The sequence below is a fragment of the Persicirhabdus sediminis genome (assembly GCF_016595495.1).
GTDB lineage: Bacteria > Verrucomicrobiota > Verrucomicrobiia > Verrucomicrobiales > Akkermansiaceae > Persicirhabdus > Persicirhabdus sediminis.
This window is the reverse complement of sequence record NZ_JAENIM010000047.1, coordinates 204,892-217,642: the sequence shown is the minus strand read 5'-3', so window position 1 is coordinate 217,642 and position 12,751 is coordinate 204,892. Positions and strand designations below refer to the sequence as shown.

At 52.2% G+C, this 12,751-nt stretch carries 14 protein-coding genes; 6 read left to right on the top strand and 8 right to left on the bottom strand.

Annotated features, from left to right (window positions below; genetic code table 11):
* Nucleotides 1-9 precede the first annotated feature (9 nt).
* From JIN82_RS16825 to tnpA, 4 genes are all read right to left on the bottom strand, one after another.
* The gene (locus JIN82_RS16825; RefSeq protein WP_200312836.1) at nt 10-429 is read right to left on the bottom strand and encodes an ExbD/TolR family protein; all 420 of its coding nucleotides are present in this window, start codon (nt 427-429) and stop codon (nt 10-12) included.
* Nucleotides 426-1,097 (bottom strand): MotA/TolQ/ExbB proton channel family protein, encoded by a 672-nt coding sequence (locus JIN82_RS16820; RefSeq protein ID WP_200312835.1) that lies wholly within the window; start codon nt 1,095-1,097, stop codon nt 426-428. Before JIN82_RS16820 ends, JIN82_RS16825 begins: the two co-directional genes overlap by 4 nt.
* Nucleotides 1,098-1,313: 216 nt before the next feature.
* Nucleotides 1,314-1,526: a hypothetical protein gene (locus JIN82_RS16815; protein ID WP_200312834.1), complete on the bottom strand. Its 213-nt coding sequence runs from the start codon at nt 1,524-1,526 to the stop codon at nt 1,314-1,316.
* Nucleotides 1,527-1,670: 144 nt separating this feature from the next.
* The gene (gene tnpA / locus JIN82_RS16810; protein ID WP_200312833.1) at nt 1,671-2,120 is read right to left on the bottom strand and encodes an IS200/IS605 family transposase; all 450 of its coding nucleotides are present in this window, start codon (nt 2,118-2,120) and stop codon (nt 1,671-1,673) included.
* Nucleotides 2,121-2,495: 375 nt separating this feature from the next.
* On the opposite strand from tnpA, the gene JIN82_RS16805 reads away from it, so the two are divergent.
* Complete coding sequence (locus JIN82_RS16805) at nt 2,496-2,918, top strand: acyl-CoA thioesterase (protein WP_200312832.1); 423 nt, start codon at nt 2,496-2,498, stop codon at nt 2,916-2,918.
* A gap of 53 nt (nt 2,919-2,971) precedes the next feature.
* On the opposite strand, the gene JIN82_RS16800 is transcribed toward JIN82_RS16805, so the two are convergent.
* The 3 genes from JIN82_RS16800 to msrA all read right to left on the bottom strand — a co-directional run bounded on the left by JIN82_RS16800 (nt 2,972) and on the right by msrA (nt 5,761).
* Nucleotides 2,972-3,793: an ion transporter gene (locus JIN82_RS16800; RefSeq protein ID WP_200312831.1), complete on the bottom strand. Its 822-nt coding sequence runs from the start codon at nt 3,791-3,793 to the stop codon at nt 2,972-2,974.
* Between the two features lie 98 nt (nt 3,794-3,891).
* A complete protein-coding gene (locus tag JIN82_RS16795; RefSeq protein ID WP_200312830.1) occupies nt 3,892-4,953 on the bottom strand; it encodes a hypothetical protein in 1,062 nt (353 codons plus the stop codon).
* A 247-nt stretch (nt 4,954-5,200) separates the two neighbouring features.
* On the bottom strand, nt 5,201-5,761 hold the full coding sequence (gene msrA / locus JIN82_RS16790) for a peptide-methionine (S)-S-oxide reductase MsrA (protein WP_234042137.1): 561 nt from the start codon (nt 5,759-5,761) through the stop codon (nt 5,201-5,203).
* Nucleotides 5,762-6,050: 289 nt separating this feature from the next.
* Between msrA and JIN82_RS16785 the strand changes: the two genes are divergently transcribed.
* The 5 genes from JIN82_RS16785 to JIN82_RS16765 are packed head-to-tail and all read left to right on the top strand — an operon-like array spanning nt 6,051 to nt 11,970.
* Nucleotides 6,051-7,487, top strand: coding sequence for a sulfatase family protein (locus tag JIN82_RS16785; protein WP_200312829.1), 1,437 nt, complete (start codon nt 6,051-6,053; stop codon nt 7,485-7,487).
* 60 nt (nt 7,488-7,547) lie between these two features.
* Nucleotides 7,548-8,135, top strand: a complete 588-nt coding sequence (purN, locus tag JIN82_RS16780) for a phosphoribosylglycinamide formyltransferase (protein WP_200312828.1) — start codon at nt 7,548-7,550, stop codon at nt 8,133-8,135.
* Between the two features lies 1 nt (nt 8,136).
* Complete coding sequence (locus tag JIN82_RS16775; RefSeq protein ID WP_200312827.1) at nt 8,137-9,048, top strand: AAA family ATPase; 912 nt, start codon at nt 8,137-8,139, stop codon at nt 9,046-9,048.
* Between the two features lie 21 nt (nt 9,049-9,069).
* Nucleotides 9,070-10,209, top strand: a complete 1,140-nt coding sequence (locus JIN82_RS17635) for a DUF58 domain-containing protein (protein WP_200312826.1) — start codon at nt 9,070-9,072, stop codon at nt 10,207-10,209.
* On the top strand, nt 10,210-11,970 hold the full coding sequence (locus JIN82_RS16765) for a transglutaminase-like domain-containing protein (protein ID WP_234042136.1): 1,761 nt from the start codon (nt 10,210-10,212) through the stop codon (nt 11,968-11,970). It begins immediately after the preceding gene.
* Nucleotides 11,971-11,989: 19 nt separating this feature from the next.
* On the opposite strand, the gene JIN82_RS16760 is transcribed toward JIN82_RS16765, so the two are convergent.
* Nucleotides 11,990-12,751 (bottom strand): class I SAM-dependent methyltransferase, encoded by a 762-nt coding sequence (locus JIN82_RS16760; protein ID WP_200312824.1) that lies wholly within the window; start codon nt 12,749-12,751, stop codon nt 11,990-11,992.

The following is a 12,751-nucleotide window of genomic DNA, read 5'->3' as shown; positions in this document are numbered from 1 at the left end:
TGAGTTGGCTTATTGGCCAGAAATTCTGCCGATGCGAGCGCAGTTGAGCCCTATGCGCAGGATGCGATCTTCCAGCTGCATGATGACGCGGTGCGGCACCTCGCCGTCGGCCTGAATCAGAGCTGTGGTGATGAGTTCTTGCTGGGTATTGTTGCGCATTTCTTCCAGCTCACGCTCCAGCAGGTGCATAGGCACGCTTTTTTTATTCACCCAGATGCGCGGTGGATTGCCGCCGCTCACGGTGATGAGCACTGGGTTATCGATTCGCTGCAGGCGAAATGACGACTCGGGCAAATTCACCGCCACGCCACTCTGCTGGCTGAAGCTAGCCCCCATCAGAGGAATCACCAAAATCAGCGCTAGCAGATCCAGCCCAGGGATGAAGTGCAGCAAGCCAGGTTTGGACGGCAATGTAATTTGCAGCTTCATGAACCTTGCTTCTTGCCGAGCTCGTCGGCTTCCTCGCGGAAGGATACAATCTCAGTTTGATCGCGGGCGTCGCAAATGATGTTGATCATTTCAATGCCTCCGCGCTCGATGCTGTGAGCCATGCGCTTCACTTTACTATAAAAATAGATGTAAAACAGGTACGCTGGCACCGCAATGGTCAGGCCAATCGCTGAAGTGATCAGGCTTTTATAAATGCCCATATTCATCTCCGAGCTAGAGGCAAATCCATCATCCATGCTCTGTAGCATAAATGTTTCCGTCAGCCCGCTAATCGTGCCCAGCATACCAATCAGTGGCGCCACCATGGCAATCGAATACAGCGGGCGCAAGTTGCGCTCGAGGATAGGTACTTCCATCTGGCCAGCTTCTTGGGCGATGTCGCGTAAGTCGCTGCGCGGAACCTGACGACGCATCAAGACCGCATGGCAGACACGAGCCACTGGCCCAGGTGCGCGAGATGCCTCGTGCAGAGCCTCAGCATAGGCCTTGTTGCGAACGTGATTGGCCAGACCTAATAACAGGTCGCCAACGTTGATGCGTACGCGTTGGAAAAAGAAAATTCGCTCGAAGATCAAAAACACCGCGACAAACGCCAGCGCTGCTAAGACCATCACAAAGGGGCCACCTTGTTGAAGCAATTCGATCATTGCCAGCCAGCCTAGCGCTGAACTTTCAATTACCCAAGCCCAGATTGTAAAATCTTGCCAACAGTAACCGACACCCAGCCCAGCCATTTCCGCCAGCTAGAATCAATCAACCGACGCTCAAGCACTTAGAAGAACAAAAATACCCACCTAGCGCCAAGGCCGACACGCAGACAGCCCACCCACCAGCCGAAGTCGCAGAATCAGAAAAATGCCCAGCTAGAAGGTGGCCAAAATGTGCTTAGCTGGAATGTGGTGGCTGGAATGTGGTGGTTGGAATGTGGTGGCTGGAATGTGGTAGCTGGAATGTGGTGGCTGGAATGTGGTGGCTGGAATGTGGTGGCTGGAATGTGGTGGCTGGAATGTGGTGGCTGGAATGTGGTGGCTGGAATGTGGTGGCTGGAATGTGGTGGCTGGAATGTGCTTAGCCAAGTGAGTCAGCCGAATGATCTTACGCCAAAGGCGTTTAACAGCCTAGCCTAGGGGAAGGCCGTGCCGAAGGCACAACGCACCCCTAGGTGCCGGCGCCACCAAACAGCTAGCTCTGAAAGAGCGATACAGCTCCTGATGCGTCGCTTACCCCCAAACATACTTCTCATCCCAGCCGACCCCATGTTTGCGCAAAAACTCACGATATTCATCTTTGAAACTTTGCTGCTGGTGATGTTTTTCTTGGCCTAAAATATACTCGCGTACGGCTGCTGCATTGGATGCGCTGACAGAAAATGCTCCGTAGCCTCTCTGCCACGCAAACTGACTCACGCCGCCTTGGCCCTTCATCCACTTGCTGGAAGATATTTTTAAATCCTTTAAAAAATCGCTCACTGTCATCGTGCGCGAGCCATGACAGAGAAGGTGGACATGATCAGCCACACCGCCAACCTCGACGGCGTCATGATCGAGTTCATTGGCAACCTTCGCCAAATACGCCCAGAGGTGCGCTTTTGTCTCCTCGTTGATATGAGGCATTCTATCTTTGGTGCTGAAAATAATATGCAGGTATATCTGCGATAAAGACTGAGACATAGCCTTAATACTAACACATCATCACTCGGCTGTCTCGCTCTTACAGAGCTCCTATTTCACGGCTGAGCTGACCTATGGTTGCGTTACCCCTTTGGGGTTGCCTTACCATAGGCTAGGCTGTTGCACGCCTTCGGCGTATTGCACCCCCAAATTCTGCGGCAATAGCTAGTTGTTAACGCAACTATAAGGGTTATGGCTGATTTGATGGGAAAAATGCCTGACATCTTTCAGGGCAAAAACGGCTAGAATTTCTAGCCATCTGATGGGAAAAATGCCTGACATCTTTCAGGGCAAAAACGGCTAGAATTTCTAGCCACCATGGCTCGCGCTGACTTCGCTCTTTTCATTCTGCGGCTAGCTAGCTAGCCTGCGTGCATGTCTGAGCCAGCGCCTACATTGATTACCGAGGATGAAGTGATGTTCTACGATACCGACTGCGGACAGGTCGTGCACAACCTTGCCTACTTGAGGATGTTGGAGCGCTGCCGTACCAAGCTGGCGGCGGAGAAAATGGGCATGGATTTGGCGGCGATGGCGGAGCAGAGTTTGTTTCCTGTGGTGGTCAATATTAACGTCAACTACAAGATGTCTGCGCTGTATGGTGATACTATCGTCACCACTGGCCGGCTCAGCAAGCTGGACCGCGTGAGGTTTTATTTTGATTTTGAAATGCGCCGTCAGAGCAATAACGACTTGCTCATCACCAGCCAGCATACGCTAGCGCTGGTGGAAATGCCTGGCGCTAAAATTCAGCGATTGCCAGCGGACTGGCGCGACCGCTGGACATTTGATGACTGAAAAATAGCGGGCTAGCAGCTGGAGAATCACGCCAGCTGGTCGCCCACTTCTAGCTAGGATTTTTTGCCAGCTTTGGATTTGTTAGCCAGCTGTTGTCGCAGGGTGACAAGATCATTTTCAATGCGCTCGAGCACCTCTAGCGATTCTAAATGTTGCTCGTGAGTATCTGGCACCATGGCAAGCTCCTGCATGGTGGAGACGATGATGCCGATAAACAGGTTGAGAATGGTGAAGGTGGCGATGACGATGAAGCTGATGAAAAAGATCCACGCCCACGGGTGAACTTCCATCACCGGCCTAACGATGCCCATCGACCAGCTCTCCAGCGTCATGATCTGGAACAGTGAATACAGGCTGTCGCCAATGGAACCAAACCACTGCGGGTGGGTGGCGCTAAATAGGTTAGTGGCGAGTACGGCCATGACGTAGAAAAAGACAGTCATGATAACGAGTACTCCGCTGAGGCCTGGGATGGCGTGTAAAAATGCCTCGATCACTCGGCGCAAGCTAGGTGCGGAGGAGACCAGCCGCAGCACACGCAAAACTCGCAGGGCGCGGAGGACGGAAAATGGTCCGCTTGCGGGGACGATGGCAATCATCACGACGATGAAGTCGAACCAATTCCAGCCAGTTTTCCAGAACTGGCGACCGTAGACGATCATCTTGGCTAGCAGCTCGACGATGAAGACCGCCAGGCAGGCGAGGTCGATGGCATGCAAGAGGCCGCCAGCACGAGCGGTGATAGCAGGGTAGGTTTGCAGACCTAACACCGCGGCATTGATGACAATGGCCACCATGACAAAGCGCTCGGTGCGGTCAGATTTGATCCAGTTAGTAAGCTTATCTTTCCAGCTGATAGTTTCCATGTGAGTCATGTTTTGCCAGACATGTCGCAGAGACCACGTGCTTGTCAACTCACAGCTCGTTAAGATGAAATTATGTGTGTCAGCAGCTTGCTCTAGAGCCTCTGCAGTTAGTTGGATAGACGCGCGTGCCAGCTGGAATTTCCTGCATCACTGAGCACTCCAGCTGGCTGGAAAATTTGCATCTGCCGCCACCACCATGATGGCTCCAATTGGTAGCTGAAGAGCGCGCGGCATTTTTCCTCCGAATAGACTAGGCTATTATAAAGTTGGTGGCGGCTCTTCAACTCGTGACAAGTTTCTAACGCGTCCTGATAGGTGCCGTTTCTAATCTGGATTTCCATTTTCGCCTGCAGGAGGTAGAGAGGCACCGTGGCGTCTAGGCACTGGGCCGCTTGCATGCTTGCATCTAGCTGGCCTAGCAGTTCTACGAGCTGCTCTTTGCTGCCGTGGCCTGTGGCCAGATAGGCGTCTTTGGCTGCGGCGACGATTTGCAGTTCAGCTTGTTTCTGCGTCGCCCACGTTAGACATAAGCTGCTCATCGACATGGAAGGAGAGAAACCTGCCTCTGTATAGCTTTGGAGGTGAGCAATGAATTCATCCAATGAGTCTAACGCTCCACGGTAGTCAGCAGACCTGGTTTGAATTTCTATTTTGTTCTGCAGCAGGCATAGGTGATCTAGCGGGCCTAACCTTTCAGCTGCGGGCATGCTTATGTTGATCTTTTCAATTAGCTCTAGCAAATCTTGGGCATTGCCGCGGCCTTTGGCGTAATAGATATTTCCAACAGCGGAAACCGTATGCACATCGGCCAAGTGGCTATAACCACGTTTTTTTGCCTCATCTCTAACGGTAATGGATAGGTCGGCTGAGCGTTCATCTTGGCCCAGCGCAGAATAGAGGGCCGTCATTTCACTCATGATCTGCAGCCTTTTTTCTGAGTCTGGATCAGATTCCGCCATGAGTTGTTCAAACTTGCTCAACCACTTCTGATAGGCGTAAGCGAGTTCGTCGTGACGGTTTTCTTCAACGAGTCTAGCAGTTTCTTTGCGGTAGTTGTTGTAAGCGTGCGTCATGCCCGCATCTTCCAGCGCGCCCGATTGAGCTGCCCAGAACATAACGACGAGTGAGGGGGCCAATAATACGATTAAGAGATAATGTAGTTTTACCATGACCAGATGAATCGTATGATAGGTTTTCTGGGTGGTTTTTACAGGAAATAATACGTGTTCAAATATGCATAAATGGCCGTTTAATCGTGTAACTATATTGATTCAAGCGTTCTATAGGCTATAGTTTCGCTGTGTTCGTTAGCGAAAAATAATTGCAAATTCATGCGCTCAGCAAGCCTGCTGGCTTACTTGTTAGCAAAAGCAGGAGCTGAGGGCATCATGGCGAAACCACTTCCCAAGGGGTCGGCTAGTGGTCGAGCTCGAGTTTTTTCAGCTTAGGAGTGATGATGGCGCGGCAGTATGGATTGCGGTTTTTGTTCAGCTTGTAATAATCTTGGTGGCCAATTTCAGCTGGATAGAATGTGCTAGCTGCGGTGATCTCGGTGGCAATAGGACGGTTGAATTTCTCCTGAGCTTTGGCTTTTGATGCGCTGGCGGTTTTTTTCTGAGCTTCGTTAGTATAGAAGATGCAGCTGCGGTATTGTGGGCCAATGTCATTGCCTTGGCGGTTGACTTGGGTGGGATCGTGCAATTTCCAGAACCAATCGACAAGCTTGGCGTAGCTGATCACTTTGGGATCAAAGACCACATGCACCACTTCTGCGTGGCCGGTGGTTTTGCTGCAAATTTCTGCATAGCTTGGGTTTTTAGTATGCCCGCCGGTGTAGCCAGAAACTACGGATTTCACGCCAGCTTGTTGTTCAAAAACGGGCTCAACACACCAGAAGCAGCCAGCGCCAAAGATGGCGACTTCATGGCCAGCTGGAACTTCTGGCATCGCTGCTGGTTTCATTTGTTCTTCAGACATGGCGTTAGAGGTAGTGAGGTGGATTAATGTGGCCGTTAGAGCCAGTAGGCTTAGGGAAATAGGTATAATGCGGGTGAGTTTCATAGCGTAGTATCATTGGGTTTACTTTATCATACGATTGATTGGGCGCTCTATTTATTCCCGAGAATTCTACTCAGCCGTCATGGCGGAAATTTCAGCCAGCTGGAAATCATTCAGGCTAGAGGAACTGCGCAGGCTGATAGAGTAAATGAATGTCAGTTAGCTAAATGGGTTTTGCTGGATGGGTCATTTAGTATAAATTGCGGTCATGAATTTTAAATTATGCCCGATGTTGGCAGTATCAGCCACGCTGGCTGGAGCCGCTATTTTGCCATCTGCCGCCGCTGATGCGAAACCCAACATCGTGCTGGTGATGACCGATGACCAAGGCTGGGGTGACTCTGGCTACAATGGCCACCCAGACCTGAAAACTCCCCATCTCGATGCACTTAGCCAGCAGGGCGTGACATTCAATCGTTTCTACTCAGCCGCTGCCATGTGCTCGCCAACTCGCGGGAGTTGTTACACTGGCCGCAATCCATATCGCTTTGGCATCACCTTTGCCATGCAGGGCATGCTTGAAGATTCAGAAATTCCCATCACCACCGTGCTCAAAGAAAATGGCTACACCACCGGCCACTTTGGCAAATGGCACATGGGCACATTGACCAAAAACAAAGGTGATCAAAGCCGCTGGGGGCAATACGCTAGGAACCCAGCTAAGTATTTCTGCCCGCCGTGGGAGCGCGATGTTGATGTGAGTTTTGTCACTGAGTCGAAAGTGCCGACATGGGATCCAACTTTGCACCCTGGGCCGATCAGGAAAAACAAAAAAGCCAAAGCGGCGAGCAATATGAAGGGCAAGCCTTACGGTAATGATTTTTTCACCGGGCCCGGGCAGATAGAAACGGAAAACCTCAGCGGCTGTGCCTCCCGTGTGGTGATGGATCGAGCCGTGCCATTCATCCAGGACGCCGTGGCTAAAGAGCAGCCATTCCTTGCTGTCGTTTGGTTCCACGCGCCTCACTCGCCCATCGTTGGCGGGCCTGAATACCGCAAAATGTACCCAGAGCTCAGCGAAGATGAACAACATTATTACGCATCGATCACCGCCATGGACGAGCAAGTAGGTCGCCTCAGAGCCGAGCTCAAATCCCTCGGCGTGGAGGACAATACCATGCTGTGGTTCTGCAGTGATAATGGCCCAGCTCGCCAAGGGTCACCGCGTGAACTAGGCCGCACCGCAGGTCTCTCAGGGGTGAAATTATCTATCAACGAGGGTGGTATCCGCGTGCCAGGGCTGATGGTCTGGCCAGCTGGCGTGAAGGGCGGACAAGTCATCGACGTCCCTTGTGTCACCTCAGATTATTTTCCCACCATCCTAGATGCCATCGGCGTGGATCTGCCAGCTGACCGCACCTACGACGGCATCAGCCTGCTGCCATTACTACAGGGGAAATCCCAAGCTCGCTCAAAGCCAATCGGTTTCCTCAACCGCGATGGCAAAGAGACCGTGTGGATGGACGACCAATACAAACTCATTGACCGTCAAGGTGAGTTCTTCCTCTACGACATCCCTGCGGATCCAGCTGAAAAAAATAACCTAGCTGACGATTTGCCAGAAGTGACCACTCAGATGAAAAAAGGCCTTGTCGCTTGGCGATCAGAGGTTCTCGCTGAGTTGAAACATGTTCGCGGTGAATGATCTGCTAGCCAGACCCGATGATAGCTTGCGCCACGAGATTATCCTGCTTAGCTTGTTGGCATGTCGAAACCAATTCGTCTAGGAATTTTAGGGTCTGGATCAGGATCCAACATGCAGGCCATCGTCGATGCCATCGACAGTGGAGAGTTGAATGCTGAAATCGCCCTCGTGCTCTCGGATAATCCAGACGGGTTCATCCTCGAGCGTGCCCAAAAAGCAGGCATTCCTAACGCTGTGATCGATTGCCACGGGTTTAAAACCAAATTCCCAGATGCCGCGCAGGCAGCCATTGGCCAGCAGCTCAAAGACGCTGGCGTCGAGCTCGTCTGTCTCGCTGGGTTCATGCGCTTAGTCAAAGCGCCATTGCTAGAAGCATTTCCAAATCGCATCATCAACATCCATCCATCATTGCTGCCTAACTTCCCCGGACTAGAAGCGTGGGTGCAGGCAGTAGAAGCCGGTGCGCGTGAGTCTGGCTGCACCGTTCACTACGTAGATGCCGGTATGGATACTGGCCCTATCATCATGCAGGCCATGGTGCCAGTGATGGGTGATGACACCGCTAGCTCACTGCACCAGCGCATTCAGGTGGAAGAGCACCGCCTCTATCCAGCTGCCATCAATCATATTTCCGAGCAACTCCGCTAAGATGATAGAGAAACTCAAATCTCTGCACTCGGAGCTCAACTCAGTGGTGTTAGGATCTGAGCTGCCAGCTACCTTGCTGATCACAGCTCTGTTGGCCAAAGGTCACGCGTTGATTGAAGGCGCTCCCGGTGTGGGCAAAACATCTTTAGCCCAATCGCTAGCCTCGGGCATGAGCGGTGTGTTTAAGCGCATCCAGTTCACTCCTGACCTGCTGCCATCAGATATTCTCGGCTACCAAATGTACCGCCAGCAGAGAGATGAGTTTGAATTCATCCCCGGACCAATCTTTACCAACCTCCTTCTAGCAGATGAAATTAACCGCACATCACCGCGGGTTCAGTCAGCTCTGCTAGAGGCGATGAATGAAGGACAAGTTAGTATCGACGGCGTCACTCGCCAGCTGGAGGCACCATTCATGGTTGTGGCCACCCAGAACGTAAGCTCGTCCACCGGAACTTTCCCATTGCCTGAAGCCCAGCTAGACCGCTTCCTTCTCTCCATCCCCATGCACCTGCCAGATGCCCAAGTGCAGGTGAATATTTTGCGCTCACACCTAACGAATAGCACGCGCGAGAGCCTACACGACAGTGATCTCAGCCTAGCCGACTGGCGCCAGCTGCAAGCTGAAACCATGCAACTGCCAGTTGCCGGAAAACTCAGCCAGTACATTGTGGATCTGTGTGAGTCAGTTAGGGTGGTGCTCGGCTCGCGTGAGTCGGTCTCAGTGCGCGCCTCTCTAGCAATCATGCGCGCCGCTCAAGCTTATGCCAAGTTTTCTGGCCATTCTGAGCTGCATCCAGACCACATCCAGTTAGTTTACCCACACGTGCTCAGCCACCGGCTGATCACAGACTCGCAAAGTTCGCCCGAAACCGTTCTGCAAGCAGCCCTCGAGCAAACTCCGGTACCATAATATACATGTAGTTAGATAAATGTGAACCGAGCAAAAACAACCATCCAAAGCAAAGGAGCTGCCGTCGCAGGTGGCTCGGTGGCCTTGTTAATGGTTGGTATCCTTCTAGCTGACGGCGCGTTTATCCTTTTAGCTGGCTGCGGTTTGATGCTAGTAGCCCTTGCCTATCTGTGGAATCGCATCAATCTAGCTGGGCTTCATGTGGAGATGTTAGTGCCCATGCGCGTTGAAGTGGGCAAACCATTCGACCTGCGTATTTCCCTGCAAAATGAGAAAAAATGGCTGCCTAGCTGGGGAATCAATTGCCACATCCCCATGAGCTTCGAGCTGCATCTCAAGCTGGATCCTATCAAGGTGGCATCGAGCTCAACATTCAGCCAATTGGTAGCCATGCATATCCAGCGGCGCATGGTGGTAGAAGAGTTTCAGTTCTATCAGCAGAGCTCGTTTCCTTTTGCTCTGTTTGACCGCTGCCAGCAGGTGAAAGTCACCCATCGACTCCTCGTTCACCCGCGGCTCATCGTGCCTGTCGAGATGTTCGGCCAAGGAAACAATCAAGGTGACTATGCTGAGATCGGCGTGCGTTTAGGTCACGAATCCGGCGAGCCGAGAGGTCTGCGTCCATGGCAAAATGGTGATTTTGCTAGAGATGTTCATTGGCCTAGCAGTGTGCGTGCGCTTGCCCGTGGCCGTGAACTTAGAGTTCGCGAAAGCGACCCGCCAGGATTTCACCCTAGCAAGTGTCGTGTGATTTTCCATAGCTACGCTGTGGGCGGTGAGCTATTGCGCGGCGACCGCTTTGAACTCGCCATCTCTCTTTTTGCCGGCGCGGTGAAACATCTAGTCTCTAGCGGAGTAAAGGTCGAGATGTGTGCCGATTTGTTTGGCTGGAGAGTGTCTAGCTGCTCGTCGCCTAGCGAATTGCTTAGCTTTCTCGATCGCCTAGCCATGGCCAAGCGGCCGCAAGGCACCGAGCTTCACGAGCTAGAGCAGGCATTGAGTGCGCTGCCACCCGCCGCAGCAGCAGTGGTCATCTCAGATGTGCCATTGCCTAGCTGGCAGCATGTCTGTGACAAAAAGTCTAACGTGTTAGCTATTGATATTCGCCAATTCAATTTGCCAGAAGTGGCCTTTCTATCAACAGGAAAGGGGGCAGCCTAAATGCGCCTGATGGTCTTTATCCTGAGCCTGCTGGTCGGCTATTGGTGCCTGAAATCATCAGCGGGCAACTTGTCGTCAAGCCTCTGGGTGATTGTCGCCAGCTGGGTCATGGTATTTGGCCTCTTTGTCTGGTCGAAGTTGCGTACCCATGGGCATATTTCTAAATCATCATGTTATTACGGCATCTTAGTTGGCGGTGTTTTGTTAGCGTCGGCTCTGCTGTTATTTCAAAAACCTAGCCAGTTTATTGCCATGCGTATGCACAAGGTCGTGTACGCCAGAGCTGGCGATATGCTGCCGCAGCTGCAGGGCAATGAGGACGGTGAAAAGAGTAATGAATTGATGGAGTCGGGCGGCTCTAATTTGCTAACCGATGATGTGTCGCGCGAACTTCCGAAACGCAGCAACATCAACCCAAAGGGGCACCCAGAAGTATTTTTGCGTTTCAAAAATGGCGCCGAGTGGCCAGATGATAAACGCATCTACCTGCGCAGCTACGCGTTAGAACAATACCGTGAAGGGCGCTGGAGCATGATCCCGTTAGCCAATCACAAACAGTTCCAGCCAGAGGCCGGACGGGAGTCGATTACCCTCAATAAAACGCCTGCAAATAGGGCCCAGTTTGCCGCGCTGGACTACCGCATTTACCACTCAGTGAATGACACGGGCCGCAATGCGATGATCAGCATGAACGGGCTAACACGTGTCTGGTTGCCTAGTTTGACCCAGCTGGCAAATGATGTCTATCAGCTGCCGACAATCACGGAAAACCGCTACTCTTATAGACAAAGTGCCAAGCCGCTAGATGTCGACGATTTGCTCGAAGCTCAGCTAGAAATGAAGGTGCCAGCCGCAGCTGAACCATGGATCACTGAGGTGCCGGCAGTGTTTCATGAAGATATCGACTACCTAGTCGCGCAGTGGCGACATTTGCCATTGGGTGAGGCATTGATGAATCTCAAGGAGATGTTGCAGCGCGATTACCAATACTCACTGCGGACCGAAAATGTCGATGATAGAGAGCCGATAGAGAATTTCCTGTTTTACGAAAAATCTGGTTACTGCGAGCATTTTGCTTCAGCCACAGCATTGATTTGCCGTCGTCTAGGTATCCCTAGCAGAGTGGCTTACGGCTGGTCTGGTGGCACTTATTACCCAGAGCAAGATTTGTGGTTATTCCGCGCACGCGATGCCCATGCGTGGACTGAGTTATGGTTTGAGGGATACGGCTGGGTGAGCTTTGATACCACGCCAGTTAGTAGTGAAAACGTGCCCACTCCGTCGGTGGCCCCAGAGGGTGAGCAGGCACCGGAACCAGAGGAATTTGACTATAACGAAGCGGATGAAGATGCGGAGCCAGCTGACGACGACTATCTACCTAGCGAACCCACAGTGGACCTGGTGCTAGTGTTAGCTGGGGTGGTTTTGCTATTGGCATTAGTGATTGTGATCCACCGGCGCAAGGATATTAGAATCGCCGTGATGCCAGCATTTATCTCGGGCCGACCAGCTGAACGTAGCTACCTTCACCGCTTTGCCGCCGAGTGTGCTAAGCTCGGTATGCCGATGGATCGGGGGCGCACATTGCGCCGCCAGCTCGAGCTGATAGAACGCGCGGGGATTAAAATTGAATTTGCCAGTGATTTGTTAGCCTACCACTATGAGACGAATTACGCTGGCCGCGAGCGCGATGCCAGCTACGAAAAGCAGCTAGCCAAGCGCATCGCCAAATGGGCGCGTGAACGAGCTGCAAAATCCTAGCTGATAGAACGGTCTGGTATTACACGGCGTAGGCAATGGTGGTCAGGATAGACGCGTCATTGTCTAGCGGCGTATTTGGCTGGAAGTCGCCAATGGTTTCCTCAACACGGAATCCTGCGCTAGCTAGCAGCAGGTGCAGCTCACGTTGCCAGAACCATGTTAGTGTTTGCAGGCTGTCGTGAGATTCGATCACTTTGCCTTTGTCATTTTTGATTTCGTAGCGGTGCTCGCGCTCGAGAATCTGTGGAATGCGCTGGATGAAATGGCGCGTCTGACATGTCGCTTTGTGCTTTTCGTCAAAGTTGATTTCTTTGTCGGTGAACCATTTTCCCTCTTCCACGTCATCGGTGAGCTCAGCCCAAGGGATGAATGTGGTTAGGTAGAGGCCGCCGCCTTCTTCCATGTGCTCGCGGATAGTTTCCAAGGCGCTAGGGATGGATGGCAAATCTACCAGCTGCAAGGTGAACGCTGGAATCAAGACGTTAGTATACTTTTTCTTCAGATCTAACGTTTCAATTTTTCCGCGGTGTAGCTTTGGTGTGAGTTTTTGTTTTTTTGCCGCCGCTTTGCACAGTCTGAGCATATCAGCTGACGAGTCTAGCCCTTCGATGTCGATGCCCGACTCTATCAATGGCAGCAGCAGACGACCAGACCCGCAGCCAAGCTCGAGCGTCGAGCCCGGGCGGCTAGCTAGAAATTGCTCGATCAGCGCGAGCTCTGAGTTTTCATCTTCGGCTGCCCAGAAGGCGTCGTGCAAGGTGGCTTCGAGTGAGGCGTACAT